This window comes from Lysobacter cavernae, from assembly GCF_042648505.1.
Lineage (GTDB): Bacteria > Pseudomonadota > Gammaproteobacteria > Xanthomonadales > Xanthomonadaceae > Lysobacter_L > Lysobacter_L cavernae.
In genome coordinates, this window is the sequence record NZ_JBHRXK010000001.1 from 728,602 (window position 1) to 750,214 (window position 21,613).

A 21,613-nucleotide genomic window follows, 5' to 3' on the forward strand; every position below is an offset into this window, starting at 1 on the left:
ATGACCCTACGCCCGCTTGCTTGTGCCCTCGCCCTGAGCCTGATCGCCGGCCTTGCCGCGCCCGGTGCGGAGGCCGCCAAGAAGCGCGCCCCGGCCAAGGCGAAGGCCGCGCCGGTCGCCAACGTCTGCAGCGACTTCTACGCCAACGCCAACGCCGACTGGCTCAAGAGCAACACGCTGCTGCCGGGTGTCGGCTCGGTGTCGGCGATCGAGCAGCTCGGTGCGCGTGCGCGCCAGCAGCAGCTCGACCTGCTCAACGGCGCGATGACCTCGCCCAAGAACGACGTGCAGAAACTGCTCGGCGACTTCTGGGCCAGCGGCCTGGACGAAGCTGCGGTCGAGCGCGACGGCGCGCAGCCGATCGCCCCGCTGCTGTCGCGCATCAACGCGATCAAGAACACCAAGGAAGTGCCGGCGTCGATCGCCGCGCTGCACCAGGTCGGCATCCCGGTGCTGTTCAACTTCGGCGCCGACATCGATCTCAACGACCTCAATCGCCACATCGGCTACTTCGCCCAGGGCGGCCTCGGCCTGCCGGACCCGGAGTACTACACCCGCACCGACGCCGACACCCGCGCCCTGATGGGCCGCTACAACACCTACGTGCAGAAGATCCTCGCCCTGACCGGCACGCCACAGGCGCAGCTGGCCGCCGAAGCGCAGCAGGTGATCGACCTAGAGACGCGCATCGCGCGCGCATCGCGATCGCTGCTCGACCTGCGCGACCCGCGCACCAACTACACCCCGGTGGACACCGCCAAGCTGGCCAAGCAGTACAAGCGCCTGCAGCTGGGTGAGTTCCTCAAGGCCCAGGGCGTCACCGACGACACCGTGTCGATGGCCAACCCGAAGCTGTTCTCGACGCTCGACGGCCTGGTCGGCAGCCTCAAGCCCAACCAGTGGAAGGCCTACCTGCGCTGGCGCGTCGGCGACGCGATGGCGCCGTACCTGGCCAAGCCGTTCCGCGAGGCCGAGTTCGATTTCCGCGGCAAACTGCTGCAGGGCCGCGCCAACCCGCCGCCGCGCGCGCAGGCCGTGCTCGACGCGATCACCCTCGCCGCCGGGCCGATGGTCGGCCACCAGTACGCCGCGCGTTACCTGCCCGCCGCCACCGACAAGCGCGCCGAGGACATCGCCAAGCAGGTGCGCGACACGCTGGGCCAGGTCATCGAACGCGACACCCGCTTCAGCGCCGCCGCCAAGGCCGAGGCCAAGGCCAAGCTCGACAAGCTCAAGATCGAGATTGGCCTGCCCAACCGCGACCTCGACTACACCGTGCAACCGATGGGCCGCGGCAGCTTCGGCAGCAACATGCTGATCGCCTCGACCTGGCGCCACCGCGAGGAGATGAAGCGCATCGGCCGCGGCAACGCCGACCGTCGCTGGGACGTGCTGCCGCAGGAACCGGCGCTGGCCTACGACATCGCCCAGAACCGCCTGATCGTCACCGCCGCGATGCTGCAGGCGCCGGTGCTCGACATGGGCAAGGACGCGGCCACGCAGTACGGCTCGTTCGGCACGCTGGTTGGCCACGAGCTCAGCCACGGTTTCGACAACCGCGGTCGCCTGGTCGATGCCAAGCAGGAGCTGCGCGACTGGTGGACCCCGACCGAAGTGGCCGCCTGGGACGCACTCGGCAAGCGCGTCGCCGCGCAGTACAGCGGCTACGACTACCCCGACCTCAAGGGCGTCAAGCTCAACGGCCAGCAGACCCTGGACGAGAACATCGCCGACCTGGCCGGTGTCGAGCTGGCCTGGGCCGCCTACCGCAGCGCCGAGCCGGGCTCGACCAAGGCCAACCATCAGGCCTTCTACAAGGCCTGGGCGTCGCTGTGGCCGCAGCACATGACCAGCGAAGTGGCGACCCAGCGCGCCGCCACCAGCGTCCACGCCCCCGGTCAGTGGCGCACCAACGGCCCGCTGGTCAACCAGGCCAGCTTCGGCGAAGCGTTCGCCTGCAAGGCCAACACGGCGATGCAGGCCGCGGCGAACCAGCAGATCAAGCTGTTCCCGTAAACCCAAGCATCACGAAAGCAAAACGGCGCGGAGAGATCCGCGCCGTTTTGCTTTGTGTCGATGCAAGCCGCAAGAAACCTCGCGGCAGGTGGATCGGGGATGCGGTCAGCGCACCACCCGCATCCGCGGCGGTCCCTTGCGCCCGAACGGCGGTTGCCCGCGCCAGTAGCGGATCAGCAACCAGCCAAACAGCATCCCGCCCAGATGAGCGAAGTGGGCGACGCCCGGCATCGTATTGGTGATGCCCAACAGCAGTTCGACCGCGCCGTAGACGATCACCAGCGTGCGCGCCTTCATCGGGATCGGTGGAATCAGCAACATCACGCGCTGGTTCGGGAACAGCATGCCGTAGGCCAGCAGCAAACCGAAGATACCGCCGGACGCGCCGACGGTCGGGTACGCCTGCCCGCCCTCGGACAGAGTCCAGACGCCGACCGCGATCTGGCACAAGGCGGCGCCGACCACGCACACCAGGTAGTAGGTCAGGTAACGACGCTCGCCCCAGACGTGCTCCAGAGGTGCGCCAAACATCACCAGCGCCAGCATGTTGAACAGCAGATGGGCGAAGCCGCCGTGCATGAAGCCATAGGTCAACAGCTGCCATGGCATGAAGCCGATGCCGAGCAGGTCGTTGCCGCTGCCAGGCGGCCACAGCATGAACTGCGCGAGCGCAGCATCACCCAATGCCCACTGCAGTACGAACACCAGGCCGTTGCCGATCAGCAGGGCCTTGGTGACGGGGGGAAGGTTGGAAAACATCGCCGCTCCTTGAAGGTCGGCACATGGTAGCCGGTGGCCGGCGAAACCGGACTTCACCGATGGTCCCATGCAGAGATGCGCTCAGTCCGGTGCGGCTGAACCGCGCGAGCGTCGCCCGCCGGAGGGTTTTGCAGCGCGCGTGGCCGTGGACCGCGCAGGCAACGACGCACCCCAGACCTGCTCGTCCAGCGTCACTGCTGCACGCTGGTCGCGCACACGGCCGGCTTCGATACGCACGCCTTCGGCGCGCAGGCGCTGGCACTGCTCGCGGTAGCCTCTGGAGCCCTCCGGCAGCGCGATGCGGCCGTCGGAGCGCAACACGCGGTGCCAGGGCAGTGTCGGGTCGTCGTTCTGGCTCAGCAAACGTGCCACCAGGCGCGCGCGCCCGGGCAGACCGGCACGGCGGGCCACCTCGCCGTAGCCGGCGACCTCGCCCCGCGGAATCGCACGGATCGCGGCAAGGATGCGGTCGGCGGCGACGTCCTTCGCGGCAGGCGGCTTGCTCATCGCGGTAGCATAGCCGGCATCCCCCGATGGAGCCGCGCCTGTGCGCAATTTCGAATCGATCCGCCGTCACCTCAAGACGGCCGACTTCCGCATGACCGAGCACGATGTCGACGTGATCTGCATCGAGCTCTCGCTGGAACAGGGCAGCCGCCACCAGGCCATCTTCTTGTCCGAGCTCGACGACGACGACGGCCGCCCCTACTTGCGCGTCAGCACGGCGGTGGCACCGACCACCGGCCTGGATGCACGGCGCGCACTGGTGTTCAACTGGCAAAGCCGGGTCGGCTACCTCGCCATCGGCGACCTCGATGGCGTGCCCTACCTGCAGCTGTGCGAGAACCGGCCCTACGACGGCCTGGATGCGGCCGAGGTCGATCGCCTGGTGCTGGAGATCGGCGGTCTCGGCGACCGCATGGAGCGGATGATGTCGGCCGGCGGCGATCTGCTTTGATCTTGGCTTGCTGCGCAAACCAAGATCGTGCGCAGCGCCATCCCCCAGCCTTTCCCGCCTGCGGTGGGAACCGCCCCCTGACTTAGGGGGCTAGGCAAAGCGAGGCTGCGTGCTTACGCCCAGCCGATCGCCACGAACAGCTTGAAGCAACCGAAGGCGATGCCGCCTGCGGCCGGGATGGTGAGGATCCACGCCCAGATCATCTTCTCCACCACCGTCCACTTGATCGCGTTGAAGCGCTTGGCGGTGCCCACGCCCATGATCGCCGACGAAATGTTGTGCGTGGTCGAGACCGGAATGCCCAGCGAGGACGCGGCCATGATCACCGCCGCGGCACTGGTCTCGGCGGCGAAGCCATTGATCGGGTGCAGCTTGACCAGCTTGTGACCCAGCGTCTTGATGATGCGCCAGCCGCCGGCAGCAGTGCCCGCGGCCATCACGATCGCGCAGGTCAGCTTGATCCACAGGTCGATGTCGTTATGTTCCAGCGCGGCCTGCGACGGATGCAGGAACGCCAGCCACGACGGCAGGTTGTCGAGCGTGCCGGCGGACTGCGCACCGACCAGGGCCAGGGCGATGATGCCCATGGTCTTCTGCGCATCGTTCATGCCGTGGGCGAAGCCCATGCCGGCGGCACTGGCCAGCTGTGCCTTGCCGAAGAAGGCGTTGACCCAGCGCGGACGCGCCATGCGCGCCAGCACGCCACCGCTGCGTGCCATCAGCGAGATGATCGCGAACAGCAGGCCCATCAGCAGGAAACCGGCGGTGAAGCCGAGCAGCGGCGAGCTGAACATGGGCACGATCACCTTCCACAGCACGCCGGCGCTCTTGTACCAGGGGTCCGCAGGTTGCGACCAGATCACGGCATGGAAGTTGTTGCTGGCCGCAGCCACGGCCGCACCGCACAGGCCGCCGATCAACGCGTGCGAGGACGACGACGGCAGGCCCTTCCACCAGGTGATCAGGTTCCAGACGATGGCACCTATCAACGCGCACAGGATCAGCTGCGAGGTGACCGCGACCACGCCGTTGTCGAGCAGGCCCGAGGCGATGGTCTTGGCCACCGCCGTGCCCCACAGCGCGCCCAGCAGGTTGGTGATGGCCGCCATCGCCACCGCCTGCATCGGCGACAGCACCTTGGTCGCGACCACGGTCGCGATCGAGTTGGCGGTGTCGTGGAAGCCGTTGATGTATTCGAACGCAAGCGCCGCGAACACCACAACGAGAACTAAGGTCAGCATCCATCGCCCCCTTAAGTTAAGGGGGTTGCTTCGCCGCGCAGCGGCGAGGCGGGGGTGAGACGGCGTGCTTGCGCGGCACTGCCGCGCGCGTCGTCGAACGCCCGAGCGCCATGCGCGAGGGCCGGGCCGTGGAGGAATGCCCTGAGGGCATCGGCACCATCGATGCCCGCCGACCCGAGGCCGGGACTCGCAAAGTTCCGAGACATGCTCATTTTAGGAATTCTTCAACACGATTTCGTAGGCCACCACACCGGCCTCGCGGCAGCGATCGATGGCTTTCTCGAGGATCTCGAAGAACTCCTTGAGCAGGAACATCTGCAGGTTGTCGAGCCGGCCCGAGTAGATGTCGCGGTACAGCTCCAGCATCAGCCGGTCGGCCTCGTTCTCGATGGAGCGCAGCTGGTCGTTGAGCGCCTTCATCGGCTCGAGCTTGAGATGGCGCAGCTGGTGGACCATCTGCACCACGACCGCGGAAGCCTGCTCGAGCATCGCCGCACGCGGGGCGAAGTCGATGTGCTCCAGGTGGCGGGTCGCCAGCGAGTAGCGGTCGGCGAACTTCTCGACCTGCTTGGGAATCTTGTACAGCGCCGAGCCCAGCGCTTCGATGTCCTCGCGCTCGATCGGGGTGATGAAGCTGTTCACCAGCTCCTGGCTGATCTTGTCGGAGGCGTCGCGCTCGCGCTGGCGGGCCAGCTTGAAGGCGTCCAGGGCCGGCTGGCGGTCGGCCGACTTGAGCATGGCGTGCAGGGCCTTGGTGCTGTCGTGGGCGGCCACGGCGGCCTCCTCGAGCAGCGTGTAGAACTGGTTGCCTTGGCCGAAGATCGTTTGCAGGGAGAACATGCGGTAGGGGCCTCGTGGTGCCGCAAAACACGGCGCGGTGGGGTCTGCGGGCGCAATTATGACGGTTTAGCGACGGATGCGCGCCTTCACGGGGTTGAATTTGCCGTGCCTGCTACCATCCATGCCCCTGTTTCTCTCTTTATTAACTGCCCCATCCCATGGACGACGACCCAAAACCGCCGCCCGCCGCCCGGCCCTCGCCGGTTGAGCGGCGCCTTGCCTCCCTGTCCCCCCACCACGGATCGGAGCGGCTCGGATGCTAGAACTCCTCGTCGTCCTCGTGCTGATCGCCCTCAACGCCTTCTTCGCCCTGTCGGAGATGTCTGTCGTCACGGCACGCAAGCCCAAGTTGAAACAGATGGCACAGGGCAGCCGCCATGCGCGCAAGGCGCTGGAGCTGTCCGAACATCCCGAGCGTTTTCTCTCGACCGTGCAGGTCGGCATCACCCTGATCGGCATCCTCACCGGCGTGTTCGGTGGCGACGCGATCGGCGCCGCGATCGGCGAATGGCTGCGCATCACCTTCCCGGCCCTGGCGAAGTACGCCGACACCATCGGCCTGGTGCTCGCGGTCGGCCTGATCACCTACCTCAGCATCGTCCTGGGTGAGTTGCTGCCCAAGCGTCTGGCGCTGCTGGCGCCGGAGCGGCTGGCCAGCTTCGTCGCCTTGCCGATGAACTGGATATCCCGGGCAGCCACGCCCGCGGTGTGGCTGCTGAGCGTCAGCACCCGCACCATGCTGCGCCTGCTGCGCGTTGACCAGTCAGGGGCATCGAGCGTCACCGAAGAGGAAATCCGCCTGCTGGTCAGCGAAAGCCACGAGCAGGGCGTGATCGATGCCGACGAACGCAAGATGATGAACCGCGTGCTCAGCCTCGGCGACCGCAGTGCCGAGAGCCTGATGACGCCGCGCACGCGCATCGCCTGGCTCGACGCCGCCGCCGATTTCGCCGAGAACCTGGCGGCCATGCGCGAGACGCCGTTCTCGCGTTATCCGGTCTACCGCGGCGACGACAGCGAGGTGCTCGGCATCCTCGAGGTGAAGTCGCTGCTCGATCGCCTCGACGAGAAAGCCCCGGACCTGTTCAAGGAGCTGCGCGAACCCTTGTTCGTATCCGAGTCCACCCATGCGATGAAGTTGCTGGAGATCTTCCGCGAGGAGCAGCAGTCGCTGGCGCTGGTGGTCGACGAGTACGGCGACATCAGCGGCATCGTCACCGTCGCCGACCTGATGGACGCCGTGGTCGGTCGCCTGCACTCCGGCTCGTCGGGCGAGACCGACGACACCGCCGGGCCGGTGGTCGAGCGTGCCGACGGCTCGTTCCTGCTCGACGGCTCATTGCCGATCGAGGACCTGCGTGAGCTGGTCGGCGGCCGCCGCCTGCCGGACGAGGACGAGCACGACTTCCACACCGCCGCCGGCATGGTCATCGCCCACCTGGGCCGCATCCCCTACGTCGGCGAACACTTCGACTGGGACGGCTGGCGCATCGAGGTGATCGACCTCGACGGCCCGCGCATCGACAAGCTGCTGCTGCACCGGCACGACGAGGACACGGGCGAGCATGAAACGATCGGGTAAGCGCGCGCCCGAAGCCGGCACCCGCGCCCTGCTCGACGGCTTCGCGGCCGGGGACCCGGCCGAATCCTTGCGCCTGGGCGATGTCTTCCATGGCCTCGGCGACCGCTCGTTCGGCATGCTGTTGTTCGTCTCGACTATTCCCGCCTTCATCCCGATCCCGGGCGTGGGCGGCGCAGTCAGCGGCCCGCTGGTGATCCTGATCGGCCTGCAACTGCTGATCGGCCTGCGCCAGCCGTGGCTGCCGGGTTTCATCGCCCGGCGCGGTCCGCATCGGCACGCGATGGTGCGCTTCCGCGATCTGCTGGCGCCGTGGCTGACGCGGCTGGAAAAGCTGGTGCGCCCGCGTGCGACGGGCCTGCTCGATCACCGTATCGCCGACATGTTCACGGGCCTGCTGCTGGTGTTGCTGGGTCTGCTGCTGTCGTTGCCGATTCCATTCACCAACTTCCTGTTTGGCGGACTGCTGATGCTGTTCGCACTGGCCCTGCTCGAGCGCGACGGCTGGCTCATGGGCCTGGCCTGGGCGGCCGGTGTGATCGCAATCGCGATCTTCGGCGTGCTCTCCGGGCAACTTGCGGCGGTGGCGGCGCGCTGGCTCGACATGCTGATGTGAGGCGCGCGCAAGCGTGTGGCGCGTTGGTGCGTCGCCCGATGCCGGCTGCCGTCGATCAGCGCAACAGGGCAAGGAATTCTGCGGCGGGAAGCGGGTGCCCGAGCCAGTAGCCCTGGGCGAGGTCGCAACCGCGCTCGCGCAGGATCGCGTACTGCCCTTCCCGCTCGACGCCTTCGGCGACCACGGTGATGCCGAGCGAATGCGCCATGGCGATGATGGCCGTGGTCAGTGCCAGGTCATCCGGGTCGCGCAGCACGTCAGCGATGAAGCTGCGATCGATCTTGACCCCGTCGACCGGCACCCGACGCAGATGGCTGAGGCCGGAAAAACCGGTGCCGAAATCGTCCAGCCACACCTTCACGCCCATGCCGCGCAGGCGCGTGAGCAGATTGCTGGCCTGGGCCTCGTCGCCGATCACCGCGGTCTCGGTCAGTTCCAGGTGCAGCAGGTCGGCCGACAGACCGGTCTCGCGCAACGAGGCCGCGACCACCTGCGGCAGGTCGCCGCTGCGCAATTGCCGCGGTGAGACGTTGACCGCGACAAACAGCGGTTCGCCCTGCGGTCGCAACTGCTGCCAGCGCACCGCGTCCTCGCAGGCTGCGTGCAGCACCTGCGGACCCAGCGTCTCGATCAACCCGCTCTGTTCGGCGACATCGATGAACACCGACGGCGCCACCAGGCCGCGCTCGGGATGCTGCCAGCGCAGCAACGCCTCGGCACCGATCATCGCGTCGTCGACAAGGCAGAACACCGGCTGGTAGACCAGGCTCAACTCACCGCGCTCCCAGGCGCCGCGCAACTCGTGCTCCAGGTGCACGCGCCGCTCCACCGCCTGATCCATCGCACGGCTGTAGAAGCGGTAGCAGTTCTTGCCGGCGACCTTGGCCTGGTACATCGCGATGTCGCCGTTCTTCATCAGCGAAGTCGCGCTGGATGCATCCTCCGGAAACAGGGTGATGCCGATCGAGGTACCGAGGAACACCTGGCGGTCGTGCACCAGGATTGGCTCGCCGAGGTCGCTGACCAGGGTCTCGGCGAGCAGGCTGGCGTTCTTGCGCACGTCGCCGTCTTTGCCACCGCCCTGCACCAGGATGACGAATTCATCACCGCCGAAACGTGCCAGCAAGACATCTTCGCCGCCCAGTCGCTTGATCGCCGCCTGGATGCGCTTGGTGAACTGCAGCAGCACCTCGTCGCCGGCGTCGTGGCCGAGCGTGTCGTTGACGCGCTTGAAATCGTCGATGTCGGCGAACAACAACGCCAACTGGCGGCCGGTGCCACGCTCGAGCAGACGCTGGTCGAGCGTCTCGCGGAACGCGAGGCGATTGGCCAGCCCGGTCAACGCATCGGTGTAGGCCATGCGGCGGATGTCGCGGTCGTGGCGCGCCAGGCTGCGGCTCATCCGCTCGAACGCGCGCATGAGGTCGCCGACTTCGTCGTTGCGCGTGCCGGCTGGCGTGACCGTATCGAAACGACCGGCCTCGATCGCACGCGCCGCTTCGGCGAGCTGGCGGATCGGCTGCACCAGGAAGCGCTGGATCAGCCACAGCACCACGCCGCCGAACACCAGCAGACCGACGCCGAGCAGGCCGATCCAGACCACGTGCCGCTGGCCGAGCGCATCGAGCCGAGTGCGCAGGCTGCCCACCGCGGTTTCCTGGAACTGGCGCGCGGCCTTCATGTCGTAGCCGATGCGCACGCCGCCGATGCGCTGCCGACCGATCATGATCGGCGCCGACACGTCCATCACCGCGCCGTTCCACTGGATGTGCACGTCGCGCGCGGCAATCACCTCGGTGGCGAGCTTGTCGTCCATGCGCTTGCCATAGCTTGGGATCTCCTCGCTGCCGTCGTGGACGATGTTGCCGCTGTCGTCATAGACGGTGACGTAGCGGACGCTGGGGTTGCGCAGCGCGGTGCGACCGATCACGCCGATCGCATCGAGATCGAAGTAGTACAGCGGATTGGCCAGCGACTCGGCCAGTTGCCGCACCGTGCCCTCGCCCTGGCGGCGCATGCCGTCGCGGACCATCGTGCGCATCGCCTCGCGGCTGACGCCCTCGACCTCGAGCTGCATCCGCTCCTGGCGGTTGAGCAGCAAAGTGATCAGCAGCACCACCACCAGCAAGGCCAGCGCCATCATCACCAGGAAGCGGGCCTGCAGGCCCAGGCGCAACTTCATTCGACCTCCGCGCGCACGCGCGCGACACCGTCGGCGATGTGGTCGAGCGCGCGCTGCGAGGTCGGGTCGACCGGCATGAAACCGGTGGTGCCGAAGAAGCGCAGCAGGGCCTCGCCGGCATCGGGATCGCCGGCGGCGTCGATCAGCACCTCGCGCAGGCGGGCTTCGACCTTGGGGGCGAGGCCGCCGCGGACCATCTCGACCGCGCGCGGGTAGTCGTCGGTCGTGCCGACCACCACCAGGTCGTTGCGGAATGCCGGCGGCATCCGCCGCGGGTTGTCCCAGTCGAGGTTGCTCATCACGCCGACATCGGCCAATCCCTTGTGCACCCAGGTCGAGATGTTGAGCTCCGACCAGGCGAACAGGTAACCGACCGCGCCGGAGTCGATGTGGTCGGTCGGCGACAGCAGGATCTCCAGTGACAGGCCGCGTTCGAGCAAGGCCGCCGCCGGCACGAAATAGGCACTGGTCGACGACGGCCGTTGGAACGCGACGCTGTGGCCGCGCAGGTCGGCCAGCGAGCGCAGGCCGCTGTCGCGCCGGGCGAAGAACAGGCTGCGGTAATGGCTGGTGCCGTCGCGTTCGGTCAACAGCAGCGGCTTGGCACCGGCCCGCTGGCGCAGCAGCATCGCCGTGCCGGAGGTCTCGGTGACCCAGTCGACCCGGCCGCGGCGCAGGTAGCTGGCCATCTGCTGGGAGTCCTTGGCCATCAGGATGCGGCCTTCGCGGATGCCGACATCGGCCATGCGCGGCACCACGTAGTCGAGCAGCGGCTTGAGCTGCTCGTAGTGCGCCTTGGGGTCGTCGCTGATGCGGCCCAGGACCAGCACGCGGGCATCGTCGACACCGCCCGCCCGGAGCGGTGCGGCCACGGTCGCCAACGCGAGTCCGGACAGCAGGGCGATGCGACGCAGGCTAGCGATCAAGAACGGGGACCGGTCTAAGTGCCGTCGGCAGCGTAATCGAAACCCGCCCGAGCCGGTAGCACCGCCCGGGCCACCGTCCACGCCGGTTGTCTGGCTCAGCGGCGCTGGCCGGCGAGCATCGCCATGCGCTGCGCATCGGCCAGGATGCCGCGCAGCAGGCGGACCTCGCGGGTGTCCAGACTGGCCCGCAGGAACAACCGCCGCAGCTTGCGCATCGCCGACTCCGGGGCTCGCCCCTTGTGAAAATCGATCGCGTCCAGGGTCTCGCCCAACTGGGCGAAGAAGCCCTCGATCTGTGCGTGCGAGGCCAGCTCGTCGCGTCGCCCCGCTTCGTCCGTGGCCATGCCCGGCACGGCCGCCAGCATCGCCATGCGCAGTTCGTAGCTCAGCACCTGCACCGCCGCGGCCAGGTTCAGCGAGCTGTAGTCCGGGTTGGCCGGGATGTGCACGGCAGCGTGGCACAGCTGCAGCTCGTCGTTGTCCAGGCCGGTGCGCTCGCGGCCGAACACCAGCGCCACCTCGGCCCCGGCGGCGGCCTCGCCTACCGCCCGTGCGGCGCCATCGCGCGGCAGCAGCTCCTCCAGGGCAACGCGCCGGCTGCGCGCGGTGCAGCCCAGTACCAGCCGGCAATCGGCCACGGCTTCGGCCAGGCTGCCGCAGGTCAGGGCCGCGGCCAGCACGTCGTCGGCGCCGGCGGCCAGCGCGAAGGATTCGGTGTTGGGCGCTTTTTCCGGCGCCACCAGGACCAGCCGCGACAGGCCCATGGTCTTCATCGCCCGCGCCGCGGAGCCGATATTGCCGGGATGCTGGGTGCCGACCAGGACGATGCGCAGGCACCCGGCGGCGGTGAGGAGATTGGATTCGGTACTCATGGCGGGCAATGGTAAACTCCGCGCCCGGTCTTCGCGCCGGCCCGCTCTTTCCCTCCGCCAGTCCGTCCCCCACCTCATCCGTACCGAGGCCGTTCGCCATGCAGAAACCCGCCGTCACCCTCATGGTCAAGGCCGCCCGCTCCGCCGGCAACGTGCTGCTCCGGCACATGTTCAAGCTGGACGCGCTGAACGTGGTCGAGAAGGACCGGATGGACTACGCCAGCGAAGTCGATGGCTTGGCCGAGAAAGAGATCATCAAGGAGTTCCGCCGTTCGACCCCCGACTACGCCATCATCGGCGAGGAAAGCGGCTCCACCGGCAACAGCCGCTTCACCTGGGTGATCGACCCGCTCGACGGCACCAGCAACTACCTGCGCGGCATCCCGCATTTCTGCGTGTCGATCGCACTGGTCGAAAACGGTGAGCCGACCCATGGCGTGATCTTCGACCCGCTGCGCAACGAGTTGTTCACCGCCAGTCGCGGCAGCGGCGCCACCCTCAACGACCGCAAGATCCGCGTCGCCGAACGCAAGGACCTGGCCGGAGCGATGTTGCTCACCGGCTTCCCGCCGCGCGAGCGCGCCCGCGCCAGCGCCCAGCTCAAGTGCATCGACACGTTGCTGACCGAGGCCGAGGACATCCGCCGCACCGGCTCGGCCGCACTCGACCTGGCCTACGTCGCGGCCGGCCGCGCCGACGCCTATTTCGAGGCCGGGGTAAAGCCCTGGGACATCGCCGCCGGCGTGCTGCTGGTGCGCGAGGCCGGCGGCAAGGTCAGTGACTTCCGTGGCCGCTCGACCGGTCCGATGGACAACCGCGGCCTCGCCGGCCGGCCGCTGATCGCCGGCAACCTCAAGATCACCGATGCGCTGCAGCAGAAGATCGTCAATACGGGGTATGCGGCAGCGTTTGATTGAGCAGACGTTGCAGCATGTTGCAAACGAAAAGCCGCGCATAGCGCGGCTTTTTTGTGCCCGTCTCACAGGAGGCCATCCGCCCCTCCGCTGAGTCCTGACACGGTCAGTCTGGCCTTGGCTTTGAACTGCCGGTTCGGAGCCTTGGGCAAGGCGACAAAGCCGACACCCAAAGAGAAGACCGCGACGAGCGCGGCCTTTTCGCATTGCTTGGCAGAGGCCGCTTACGGCCTACGCGCCAACGCTTCCTCGTCCTTGGCCTTCGGCATCAAATCCTGCTTGGTGACCTTGAGGAAACCGATGGTCAGCAACGGGCAGGCCACGAAGATCGACGACAGCGTTGCGATCACGATGCCGATCATCTGCGACTCGGCCATGCCTTCTAGTGAGCTGCCGCCGTACAGGTACAGCGCCAGCACGGTCAGGAACGCCACGAACGAGGTGATCACCGTGCGCGACAGCGTCTGGTTGATCGACTTGTTGAGGATGGTCTCCGCGTCGAAACGCATCGAGCGGAAATTTTCGCGCACTCGGTCGAACACCACGATCGTGTCGTTGATCGAATACCCCATCACCGACAACACGCCCGCCAGCAAGGCCAGGTCGAACTCGCGGCCGGCGATGGAGAACCAGCCCAGCACGGCCAGCACCACGAACATCGTGGTCGCCACCGCCGCGATCGCGAACTTCTTCTCGAAGCGGAACGAGATGTAGATCAGGAAGCCGACGACCACGAAGATCACCGCCCAGATGCCGTTCAAGGCCAGGTCCTTGCCGACCTGCGGGCTGACCACGGCGCTGTTGAGCACCGTCGCCTGATTGTCCGGCGTCGAGGTCAGGGTCTTGATGTCCTGGGCAATGCTGGTGGTGGCATCGCCTGCCTGCCCTTGCCCTTCCTTGCTCTGCAGGCGGATCAGCAACTCGGTGCCGGTGCCGAAGTTCTGCACCACCGGATTGCTGTAGCCGGCGCTTTCGAGCTTGTTGCGGACGAAGTCGACGTCGACCGGCTTGGCATAGCGCAGCTCGACGCCGATGCCACCGGTGAAGTCCAGGGCGAAATTGAAGCCCTTGGTGGCGATCGAACCGATCGACACCAGGGCCATCAGCGCAGCGATCGCCAACGACACCCAGCGCAGGCGGATGAAGTTGACGTTGCTGTCGTACGGGAAAACGTTGAACGGTTTCATGATCGGTGCTTCCCGTCAGATCCAGATGGACTTCAGCCTGCGACGGCCGCCGTAGACCAGCGTGGCCAGTCCGCGTGAAACACCCACCGCCGTGTACAGCGAGGTCACGATGCCGACCAGCATCGACACCGCGAAGCCCTTGACCGGACCGGTGCCGAACGCGAACAGCGCGATGCCGGCAAGGATGGCGGTCATGTTGGCATCGGCAATCGTGCCGGAGGCCTTGTCGTAACCGGTGGCGATCGCGGCCTGCGGCGGCAGCCCGGCACGGAGTTCTTCACGTATGCGTTCGTTGATCAGCACGTTGGCGTCCACCGACATGCCCACCGTGAGCGCGATGCCGGCCAGGCCCGGCAGGGTCAGGGTGGCGCCGAACAGCGACATCACCGCGATCAGCATCAGCATGTTCAGCAGCAGCGCCAGGCAGGTGATGATGCCGAACACGCGGTAGTACACGAGGAAGAAGATCAGCGCGAAGGCGAACGAGTACAGCACGGCGGTCAAGCCGCGCTCGACGTTCTCGCGGCCCAGGCTCGGGCCTACGGTGCGTTCGTCGACGAAGTCCATCGGCGCGGCCAGCGAGCCCGAACGCAGCAGCAGCGCCAGGTCGGCCGCTTCCTTGCTGCTGCCCAGGCCGGTGGTCTGGAACTCCTTGCCGAACACGCCGTTGATGTTGGCGACCGAGATCACTTCCTCGTTGATCCTGGTGGAGCGGACCTCCTTGCCATCGACCATGCGCACCTCGGGGATGCGCTCGATGTAGACCACCGCCATCGGCTTGCCGACGTGCTCGGTGGTGTAGTCGAACATGCGCTGGCCGCCAACGCCGTTGAGGCGCACCGACACCGCCGGGGTACCGGTCTGCGGGTCCATGGCCGAGGTCGCGCCGACCAGTTGGTCGCCGGAGGCGATCACGCGCTTGTTGAGGATGATCGGGATCGGCTTGCCGTCCGGACCAAGCTCCTTGCGGTAATACACACGGCCTTCCGGCGGTACGTTGCCACTGGCGACGGCATCGTAGGGGTTGGCATTCTCGACCACGCCACGGTATTCGAGCGTGGCGGTGGCGCCGAGGATGCGCTTGGCCTGGGCGGTGTCCTGCACGCCCGGTAGCTGCACGACGATGCGGTCGCTGCCCTGGCGCTGGATGATCGGTTCGGCCACGCCCAGCGCGTTGATGCGATTGCGCAGGGTGCCGACGTTCTGCTCGATCGCCTCCACCGCCATCTTCTGCAGCTCGGCATCGGGCACCCGCACCGAGACGGTGTTGCCCTGCTCGTCCACCAGCAGCGTCGGCTGGCCGGTGGCGATCAGCTGCCGGGCCTTGTCGGCGTCGGCGGCGTTGGTGAGGGTGGCGACGATGGTGTTGTTGGCGCGGCGCTCGACCGACTCGTAACGCACGCGGCCGTCGCGCAGGGCCACGCGCACATCCTCGGCGGTGGCGTCCAGACGCTTGTCGAGCGCCGCCTTCTGGTCGACCTGCATCAGGAAGTGCACGCCACCCTGCAGGTCGAGACCGAGCAGCATCGGCTTGGCGCCGAGCTTCTCCAGCCAGTTCGGCACCGTCGAGGCCAGGTTGAGCGCGACCACGTAGTCGCTGCCCAGCGGCTGGCGCAACGCATCGGCGGCCTCGACCTGCTGGTCCGGGGTGTTGAGGCGAACCAGCAGGTTGCCCTTGTCGATCTCGACAGCCTTGGCGGTGATACCGGCCTGCTTGAGGTTGTCGGCCACGCGCGTGCGCAGGGCCTCGTCGACCTTCGCACCACGGCTGGCGGTGACCTGCACCGAAGGATCCTGCGGAAACACGTTCGGCAACGCGTAAAGCGCGCTGAGCACCAGCGCAATCAGGATGACGAAGTATTTCCAGCGCGCGTAAGTCAGCATCGAATGCCCCTGCGGCGGCCACCCCGGCCGCCGTGTGTCAAAGTCTTCTGGCGTCGGCTCAGGCCGACTTCAAGGTGCCCTTGGGCAACACGTTGGCGATCGCGCCCTTCTGCAGGCGGATGCGCACGTTGTCGGCGATCTCGACCGTGATGAAGCTCTCACCAATATCGGTGACGATGCCGGCGATGCCGCCGTTGGTCAGCACTTCGTCGCCTTTGGCGAGCTTCTCGAGCATGGCCCGGTGCTCCTTTTGGCGCTTCATCTGCGGGCGGATCATCAGGAAGTACATGACGCCGATCAGCAGGATCGGGAACAGCAGCGACATGCCGAAGCCGCCGGAGGCTGGCTGGCCGGCTGCCTGGGCGTAAGCGGGGGCGATCACGAGGTCGAGCAGGTTCATAGCGGTCGTCCTGGAACGGAAAATAGCCGGGGATTATGCCACGCGGGCCCCGGACCGGCGGATTGGCCGGGCCGGAGCCGGCGCGGCTCAGATTTCGCCACTGCGGGCGGCGTAGAAAGACTCACGGAAGGCGGCAAAGGTTCCCTGCGCGATCGCCTCGCGCATCTGCGCCATCAATCGCTGGTAGTAGCGCAGGTTGTGCAGGGTGCCCAGCATCGGCGCCAGCATCTCGTTGCAGCGGTCCAGGTGGCGCAGGTAGCTGCGGCTGAAGCCGTTGCGGCAGGCGTAGCAGTCGCAGCCCTCCTCGATCGGGCGCAGGTCGCGCTCGTACTTGGCGTTGCGCACCCGTACCGTGCCGAAGCTGGTGAAGTAATGGCCGTTGCGGGCGTTGCGGGTCGGCATCACACAATCGAACATGTCGATGCCGCGCGCCACGCCTTCGACCAGATCCTCCGGTCGGCCCACGCCCATCAGGTAGCGCGGACAGTCTTCCGGCAGCTGCGGCACGGTGTGCTCGAGCATGGCGTTGCGCTCGGCCTCCGGCTCGCCGACGGCGAGGCCACCAACCGCATAACCATCGAAGCCAATCGCCTTGAGCCCTTCGGCCGAGCGCGTGCGCAGGTCATGGTGCACGCCGCCCTGGACGATGCCGAACAGCGCCGCGTCGTTGCCCTCATGCGCCTTCTTGCTGCGCTGCGCCCAGCGCAGGCTCAGCTCCATCGACTTGCGCGCGACGTCCTCGGTCGCCGGGTACGGCGTGCACTCGTCGAAGATCATCACGATGTCGGAGTCGAGCACCTTCTGGATGTGCATGCTCTCCTCGGGGCCGAGGAACACTTTGCTGCCGTCGGTCGGCGCGGCGAAGGTCACGCCCTGTTCGGTGATCTTGCGCTTGTGCGCCAGCGAGAACACCTGGAAGCCGCCGGAGTCGGTCAGGATCGGACCATCCCAGCGACCGAAGCCGTGCAGACCGCCGTGGTCGGCGATCACGTCCAGGCCCGGGCGCAGGTACAGGTGGAAGGTGTTGCCGAGGATGATCTCGGCGCCCAGCTCGCGGATCTGCTCGGGCATCACGCCCTTGACCGAGCCGTAGGTGCCGACCGGCATGAACGCCGGCGTTTCCACCGTGCCACGCGGAAACGTCAGGCGACCACGACGCGCTGCGCCGTCGGTGGCCAACAACTCGAAGGACATGCGGCTCATGGAAGGGCGATCCGGATCATCTGGGCGGTGTCAAAAGCTCGCATGTGGGTGTCCCCAGCGCGTTGCGACGCGCTCATTGATCCTGCCCGCCGATTTCATCGCGGCGCGGAAACAGCAGCATCGCGTCTCCGTAGGAGAAGAAGCGGTAGCGCTGCGCGATTGCGTGCTCGTAGGCGGCGAACATGCGCGCTTTGCCGACGAAGGCGGAAACCAGCATCAGCAAGGTGCTCTCCGGCAGATGGAAGTTGGTGATCAGGGCATCGATCGAGCGGATCGGATAGCCCGGCAGGATGAACAGCCGGGTCTCGCCGGCGAACGGCTGCAACTCGGCCTCGCCGGCTTCATTCAGGCGCGTCGCGCTTTCCAGCGCGCGCACGACCGTGGTGCCGACCGCGACCACGCGCCCGCCGGCGGCGCGCGTACGCCGGATCTGCTCGATCAGGCCGGCGCCGACGTTGAGCCACTCGCTGTGCATCACGTGCTGGTCGAGGTTGTCGACCCGCACCGGCTGGAAGGTGCCGGCGCCGACGTGGAGGGTGACGTGGCCAAATTCCACGCCGCGTTGACGCAACGCATCGAGCAGGGGGGCATCGAAGTGCAGCCCCGCCGTCGGCGCGGCCACCGCGCCGAGCTCGCGCGCGAACACGGTCTGGTAACGCTCGTCGTCGTCCTGGCCCGGCTCGCGCTGGATGTACGGCGGCAGCGGCAGGCGGCCGGCGTGCAGCAGCCAGTTCTCCAGGGATTCGGGCACGTCAAAGCGCAGGCGGTAGAACTCGCCATCACGCCCCAGCACCTCGGCCTCACCACCGGCGTCGAGCACGATCCGCGCGCCGGCCTTGGGCGACTTGCTCACACCCAGTTGCGCGCGCACTTCGGAACCGCCGAGCAGGCGCTCGATCAGGATCTCGACGCGACCGCCGCTGGTTTTCTGGCCGAACAGCCGCGCCGGGATCACCCGGGTGTCGTTGAACACCAGCAGGTCGCCGGGGGCGAGCAGTTCGGGCAGTTCGCGGAACACGCGGTCCTCGAACCCCTGGTCGAACGCCCCGGCGGGGGCCGGCGGCACCACCAGCAGGCGGCTGGCCGAGCGCTCGGGCAACGGCGCCTGTGCGATCAACTCGGGCGGCAGTTGGTAATGGAAGTCGGATTTCTTCAAGGCGGGGGCTGGATGCATGGGCTGGCGCAGGACCGGCCATTGTAAGAGCTTCCGCCGGGACGCCGCCTTTGCCCTCCTGCGGTGGCGCGGCGCTAGCGCTCGAACTTGGCCGACAGGATGATCGCCGAGGTGGTCCGCTCGACCCCGTCGGTCGCGCCGATCCGGTCGGTCAGCTCGTCCATCGCCTCCACTGTCGGCACCACCCCGAGCGCGACCAGGTCGAACGCACCGCTGACCGAATGCAGCGCGCGCACCTCCGGCATCGCATGCAGCGCGGCGGCAACCGCGGCCATCTGCTTGGGCAGCACGGTGATCATGATGTGGGCGCGGATATGGCCACGCTCGGCCTCGTCGTGGACGCGCACGGTGTAGCCGTCGATCACGCCCTCCCGCTCCAGCCGCTCGATCCGGCTGTGCACGGTGGTCCGTGACAGCTTCAGCCGACGCGCGATCTCCGCGGTCGAGGCGCGCGCGTTCTCGCGCAGCACGGACAGCAACTGCTGATCGGCATCGGTGATCTTCATTTGCCCATCAATCTCGTCTAATTGACGAAATTATCCAATATTTCGTACAAATCTGCACTGTCTATCGACGATTTAATCCAGATAATAAGAGGATTGCGTACGACTAAGGAAAATCCATGGCCGTCATCGACCGACTCGCTCCCCTGCGCGCCCACGGGGGCCGCCGCACCCAGGGCCTGGACGACGCCACCATCGCCCGCTTCGCCAGCAGCCATGCCGAGCTGATCGAGGCGATCGAGGCAGCGGGACACGAGTACGACCGCCTGAAGAATACGGCTCCCGACCAGGGTGTCGCCGATCTGCTCGACCTCGACGAGGACGCGCAGGTCCATGCCGTGCAGGCCGGTTATGTCAATTTCTACCCGGACGATGCGGTCAACCCGTACGTCGCCTTGGCCGCACGCGGGCCGTGGGTGGTCACCCTCAAGGGCGCGGTGCTGCACGACTCCGGCGGCTACGGCATGCTCGGCTTCGGCCATGCGCCCAAGGCCGTGATCGCGGCGATGGCCAAGCCACAGGCAATGGCCAACATCATGACGCCGTCGCTGTCGCAGCTGCGCTTCGAGCGCGCGATCCGCGCCGCGATCGGCACTGCGCGCGGCGGTTGCCCGTACGAGAAATTCCTGTGCCTGAACTCGGGCTCGGAATCGGTATCGCTGGCCGCGCGCATCGCCGACGCCAACACCAAGCTGATGACCGACCCGGGCGGCAGGCACGCCGGCCGCGCGATCAAACGCGTGGTGGTCAAGGGCAGCTTCCACGGCCGCACCGAACGCCCGGCGCTGTACTCGGACTCCTCGCGCAAGACCTACATCCAGCACCTGGCCAGCTTCCGCGGCGAGGACACCCTGCTCACCGTCGAGCCCTACGACATCGACGCGCTGAAGAAGGTCTTCGCCGATGCCGATGCCAACGGCTGGTTCATCGAGGCGATGTTCCTGGAGCCGGTGATGGGCGAAGGCGACCCGGGCCGCGGCGTACCGCCGGCGTTCTATGCCGCGGCGCGCGAACTCACCCGCTCGCATGGTTCGCTGCTGCTGGTCGACTCGATCCAGGCAGGCCTGCGAGCGCACGGCGTGCTGTCGATCATCGACTACCCGGGCTTCGAGCAGCTCGACCCGCCGGACATGGAGACCTACTCCAAGGCGCTCAACGCCGGCCAGTACCCGCTGTCGGTGCTCGCCGTGAGCAAGCGCGTCGCCGAGCTGTACAAGAAGGGCCTGTACGGCAACACCATGACCAGCAACCCGCGCGCGCTCGACGTGGCCTGCGCGGTGATGGAACAGGTCACTCCGGCCCTGCGCGAGAACATCCGCGCCCGCGGCGTGGAAGCGATCGAGAAACTGGAAAAACTCAAGGTCGAGCTCGGCGGGCTGATCACCAAGGTCCAGGGCACCGGGCTGTTGTTCTCGTGCGAACTGGCGCCGCAGTTCAAGTGTTTCGGCGCAGGCTCGACTGAGGAATGGCTGCGCGAACGCGGCATCGGCGTGATCCACGGCGGCGTCAACTCGCTGCGCTTCACTCCGACCTTCACCATCACCAGCGAAGAGATCGACCTGCTGGTGGCGATGGTCGGCCGGGCACTGAAGGAAGGCCCGCGCGCGCAGCAGGCCGCGGCGGCGTAGGCGCTCCGCACCAGGGCGAGGTACTCGCAAGGCCGGGGCAACCCGGCCTTTCTTCTGGACGAGCCCCTGGATTAGGCTGTTGCCCATGAAAACCGTCGAAGTCCGCCACCCGCTGGTGCAGCACAAGCTCGGCCTGATGCGCGTGGCCGGCATCAGCACCAAGGAATTCCGCGAGCTCGCCTCCGAGGTCGCGACACTGCTGACCTACGAGGCCACCGCCGACCTGGAGACCGAGGACGCCTGGGTCGAAGGCTGGGCCGGACCGGTGAATGTGCAGCGCATCAAGGGCGCCAAGGTCACCCTGGTGCCGATCCTGCGCGCCGGCCTGGGCATGCTGCCGGGCGTGCTGGAGCTGATCCCGGCGGCCAAGGTCGGCGTGGTCGGTTTGCAGCGCGACGAGAAGACCCTGCAACCGGTCGGTTACTACGAAAAACTCACCGGCCGCATGGACGAGCGCACCGCGATCATCCTCGACCCGATGCTCGCCACCGGCGGCACCCTGGTCGCCACCGTCGACATGCTCAAGGCGGCCGGCTGCAAGCGCATCAAGGGCTTGTTCCTGGTGGCCGCGCCGGAAGGCTTGCGCGCGCTCGAAGCCAAGCACCCCGACGTCGAGGTCTACACCGCCGCGGTCGACGAGCGCCTCAACGAGGTCGGCTACATCCTGCCCGGCCTGGGCGACGCCGGCGACAAGATCTTCGGCACGCGTCACGACGGCTGAGGCCCGCAGC

The 21,613-nt window shown here is 67.3% G+C and carries 19 protein-coding genes and 1 pseudogene; 7 read left to right on the plus strand and 13 right to left on the minus strand.

Features of this window, described 5'->3' with window-relative positions:
• Entirely contained in the window at window positions 1-2,016 is a 2,016-nt protein-coding gene (locus ACFOLC_RS03155; RefSeq protein ID WP_386757428.1) for a M13 family metallopeptidase, read from the plus strand.
• 105 nt (window positions 2,017-2,121) lie between these two features.
• Here ACFOLC_RS03155 and ACFOLC_RS03160 read toward each other — a convergent pair whose 3' ends face one another.
• Complete coding sequence (locus tag ACFOLC_RS03160; RefSeq protein WP_386757430.1) at window positions 2,122-2,775, minus strand: rhomboid family intramembrane serine protease; 654 nt, start codon at window positions 2,773-2,775, stop codon at window positions 2,122-2,124.
• Window positions 2,776-2,937: 162 nt separating this feature from the next.
• Window positions 2,938-3,282, minus strand: a pseudogene (locus ACFOLC_RS03165) (MGMT family protein); the annotation flags it as partial.
• Between the two features lie 40 nt (window positions 3,283-3,322).
• Between ACFOLC_RS03165 and ACFOLC_RS03170 the strand changes: the two are divergent.
• On the plus strand, window positions 3,323-3,733 hold the full coding sequence (locus ACFOLC_RS03170; RefSeq protein ID WP_386757432.1) for a hypothetical protein: 411 nt from the start codon (window positions 3,323-3,325) through the stop codon (window positions 3,731-3,733).
• A gap of 113 nt (window positions 3,734-3,846) precedes the next feature.
• Here ACFOLC_RS03170 and ACFOLC_RS03175 read toward each other — a convergent pair whose 3' ends face one another.
• Together ACFOLC_RS03175 and ACFOLC_RS03180 are read right to left on the minus strand one after the other, a co-directional pair.
• A complete protein-coding gene (locus ACFOLC_RS03175; protein ID WP_386757434.1) occupies window positions 3,847-4,974 on the minus strand; it encodes an inorganic phosphate transporter in 1,128 nt (375 codons plus the stop codon).
• Window positions 4,975-5,187: 213 nt separating this feature from the next.
• Window positions 5,188-5,814: a DUF47 domain-containing protein gene (locus ACFOLC_RS03180; RefSeq protein ID WP_386757436.1), complete on the minus strand. Its 627-nt coding sequence runs from the start codon at window positions 5,812-5,814 to the stop codon at window positions 5,188-5,190.
• 256 nt (window positions 5,815-6,070) lie between these two features.
• Here ACFOLC_RS03180 and ACFOLC_RS03185 point away from each other — a divergent pair, with 256 nt between their 5' ends.
• Window positions 6,071-7,396, plus strand: a complete 1,326-nt coding sequence (locus ACFOLC_RS03185) for a hemolysin family protein (protein WP_386757438.1) — start codon at window positions 6,071-6,073, stop codon at window positions 7,394-7,396.
• Entirely contained in the window at window positions 7,380-8,009 is a 630-nt protein-coding gene (locus tag ACFOLC_RS03190) for an exopolysaccharide biosynthesis protein (RefSeq protein WP_386757440.1), read from the plus strand. The genes ACFOLC_RS03185 and ACFOLC_RS03190 overlap by 17 nt, the downstream gene beginning before the upstream one ends.
• Before the next feature lie 55 nt (window positions 8,010-8,064).
• Here the strand turns inward: ACFOLC_RS03190 and ACFOLC_RS03195 are convergent, their stop codons facing one another.
• From ACFOLC_RS03195 to ACFOLC_RS03205, 3 genes are all read right to left on the minus strand, one after another.
• Window positions 8,065-10,191, minus strand: a complete 2,127-nt coding sequence (locus ACFOLC_RS03195; RefSeq protein WP_386757441.1) for a putative bifunctional diguanylate cyclase/phosphodiesterase — start codon at window positions 10,189-10,191, stop codon at window positions 8,065-8,067.
• Window positions 10,188-11,114: a phosphate/phosphite/phosphonate ABC transporter substrate-binding protein gene (locus ACFOLC_RS03200; protein WP_386757957.1), complete on the minus strand. Its 927-nt coding sequence runs from the start codon at window positions 11,112-11,114 to the stop codon at window positions 10,188-10,190. Before ACFOLC_RS03200 ends, ACFOLC_RS03195 begins: the two co-directional genes overlap by 4 nt.
• A gap of 98 nt (window positions 11,115-11,212) precedes the next feature.
• Complete coding sequence (locus ACFOLC_RS03205) at window positions 11,213-11,989, minus strand: RNA methyltransferase (protein WP_386757443.1); 777 nt, start codon at window positions 11,987-11,989, stop codon at window positions 11,213-11,215.
• Between the two features lie 98 nt (window positions 11,990-12,087).
• Between ACFOLC_RS03205 and ACFOLC_RS03210 the strand changes: the two genes are divergently transcribed.
• On the plus strand, window positions 12,088-12,906 hold the full coding sequence (locus tag ACFOLC_RS03210; RefSeq protein WP_386757445.1) for an inositol monophosphatase family protein: 819 nt from the start codon (window positions 12,088-12,090) through the stop codon (window positions 12,904-12,906).
• Between the two features lie 221 nt (window positions 12,907-13,127).
• On the opposite strand, the gene secF is transcribed toward ACFOLC_RS03210, so the two are convergent.
• The 6 genes from secF to ACFOLC_RS03240 all read right to left on the minus strand — a co-directional run bounded on the left by secF (window position 13,128) and on the right by ACFOLC_RS03240 (window position 19,257).
• The gene (secF, locus tag ACFOLC_RS03215; RefSeq protein ID WP_386757447.1) at window positions 13,128-14,090 is read right to left on the minus strand and encodes a protein translocase subunit SecF; all 963 of its coding nucleotides are present in this window, start codon (window positions 14,088-14,090) and stop codon (window positions 13,128-13,130) included.
• 15 nt (window positions 14,091-14,105) lie between these two features.
• On the minus strand, window positions 14,106-15,974 hold the full coding sequence (gene secD, locus ACFOLC_RS03220) for a protein translocase subunit SecD (protein WP_386757449.1): 1,869 nt from the start codon (window positions 15,972-15,974) through the stop codon (window positions 14,106-14,108).
• Window positions 15,975-16,032: 58 nt separating this feature from the next.
• Window positions 16,033-16,374, minus strand: a complete 342-nt coding sequence (gene yajC / locus ACFOLC_RS03225) for a preprotein translocase subunit YajC (protein WP_386757451.1) — start codon at window positions 16,372-16,374, stop codon at window positions 16,033-16,035.
• An 87-nt stretch (window positions 16,375-16,461) separates the two neighbouring features.
• Complete coding sequence (gene tgt, locus ACFOLC_RS03230) at window positions 16,462-17,577, minus strand: tRNA guanosine(34) transglycosylase Tgt (protein ID WP_386757452.1); 1,116 nt, start codon at window positions 17,575-17,577, stop codon at window positions 16,462-16,464.
• A 73-nt stretch (window positions 17,578-17,650) separates the two neighbouring features.
• The gene (gene queA / locus ACFOLC_RS03235) at window positions 17,651-18,733 is read right to left on the minus strand and encodes a tRNA preQ1(34) S-adenosylmethionine ribosyltransferase-isomerase QueA (protein WP_386757959.1); all 1,083 of its coding nucleotides are present in this window, start codon (window positions 18,731-18,733) and stop codon (window positions 17,651-17,653) included.
• Between the two features lie 92 nt (window positions 18,734-18,825).
• A complete protein-coding gene (locus ACFOLC_RS03240; protein WP_386757454.1) occupies window positions 18,826-19,257 on the minus strand; it encodes an Lrp/AsnC family transcriptional regulator in 432 nt (143 codons plus the stop codon).
• 116 nt (window positions 19,258-19,373) lie between these two features.
• Here ACFOLC_RS03240 and ACFOLC_RS03245 point away from each other — a divergent pair, with 116 nt between their 5' ends.
• Both ACFOLC_RS03245 and upp read left to right on the plus strand, forming a co-directional pair.
• A complete protein-coding gene (locus ACFOLC_RS03245) occupies window positions 19,374-20,882 on the plus strand; it encodes an aminotransferase class III-fold pyridoxal phosphate-dependent enzyme (RefSeq protein WP_386757456.1) in 1,509 nt (502 codons plus the stop codon).
• An 85-nt stretch (window positions 20,883-20,967) separates the two neighbouring features.
• Complete coding sequence (upp, locus tag ACFOLC_RS03250; RefSeq protein ID WP_386757458.1) at window positions 20,968-21,603, plus strand: uracil phosphoribosyltransferase; 636 nt, start codon at window positions 20,968-20,970, stop codon at window positions 21,601-21,603.
• Window positions 21,604-21,613: the final 10 nt, after the last annotated feature.

Bases quoted from the DNA above. Each gene is read 5' to 3' on its own strand.
- ACFOLC_RS03245 (WP_386757456.1), top strand. From the start codon at position 19,374: ATGGCCGTCATCGACCGACTCGCTCCCCTGCGCGCCCACGGGGGCCGC.
- tgt (WP_386757452.1), bottom strand. From the start codon at position 17,577: ATGAGCCGCATGTCCTTCGAGTTGTTGGCCACCGACGGCGCAGCGCGT.
- secD (WP_386757449.1), bottom strand. From the start codon at position 15,974: ATGCTGACTTACGCGCGCTGGAAATACTTCGTCATCCTGATTGCGCTG.
- ACFOLC_RS03210 (WP_386757445.1), top strand. From the start codon at position 12,088: ATGCAGAAACCCGCCGTCACCCTCATGGTCAAGGCCGCCCGCTCCGCC.
- ACFOLC_RS03240 (WP_386757454.1), bottom strand. From the start codon at position 19,257: ATGAAGATCACCGATGCCGATCAGCAGTTGCTGTCCGTGCTGCGCGAG.
- ACFOLC_RS03175 (WP_386757434.1), bottom strand. From the start codon at position 4,974: ATGCTGACCTTAGTTCTCGTTGTGGTGTTCGCGGCGCTTGCGTTCGAA.
- yajC (WP_386757451.1), bottom strand. From the start codon at position 16,374: ATGAACCTGCTCGACCTCGTGATCGCCCCCGCTTACGCCCAGGCAGCC.
- ACFOLC_RS03185 (WP_386757438.1), top strand. From the start codon at position 6,071: ATGCTAGAACTCCTCGTCGTCCTCGTGCTGATCGCCCTCAACGCCTTC.
- ACFOLC_RS03205 (WP_386757443.1), bottom strand. From the start codon at position 11,989: ATGAGTACCGAATCCAATCTCCTCACCGCCGCCGGGTGCCTGCGCATC.
- upp (WP_386757458.1), top strand. From the start codon at position 20,968: ATGAAAACCGTCGAAGTCCGCCACCCGCTGGTGCAGCACAAGCTCGGC.
- ACFOLC_RS03190 (WP_386757440.1), top strand. From the start codon at position 7,380: ATGAAACGATCGGGTAAGCGCGCGCCCGAAGCCGGCACCCGCGCCCTG.
- secF (WP_386757447.1), bottom strand. From the start codon at position 14,090: ATGAAACCGTTCAACGTTTTCCCGTACGACAGCAACGTCAACTTCATC.
- ACFOLC_RS03195 (WP_386757441.1), bottom strand. From the start codon at position 10,191: ATGAAGTTGCGCCTGGGCCTGCAGGCCCGCTTCCTGGTGATGATGGCG.
- ACFOLC_RS03160 (WP_386757430.1), bottom strand. From the start codon at position 2,775: ATGTTTTCCAACCTTCCCCCCGTCACCAAGGCCCTGCTGATCGGCAAC.
- ACFOLC_RS03155 (WP_386757428.1), top strand. From the start codon at position 1: ATGACCCTACGCCCGCTTGCTTGTGCCCTCGCCCTGAGCCTGATCGCC.
- ACFOLC_RS03180 (WP_386757436.1), bottom strand. From the start codon at position 5,814: ATGTTCTCCCTGCAAACGATCTTCGGCCAAGGCAACCAGTTCTACACG.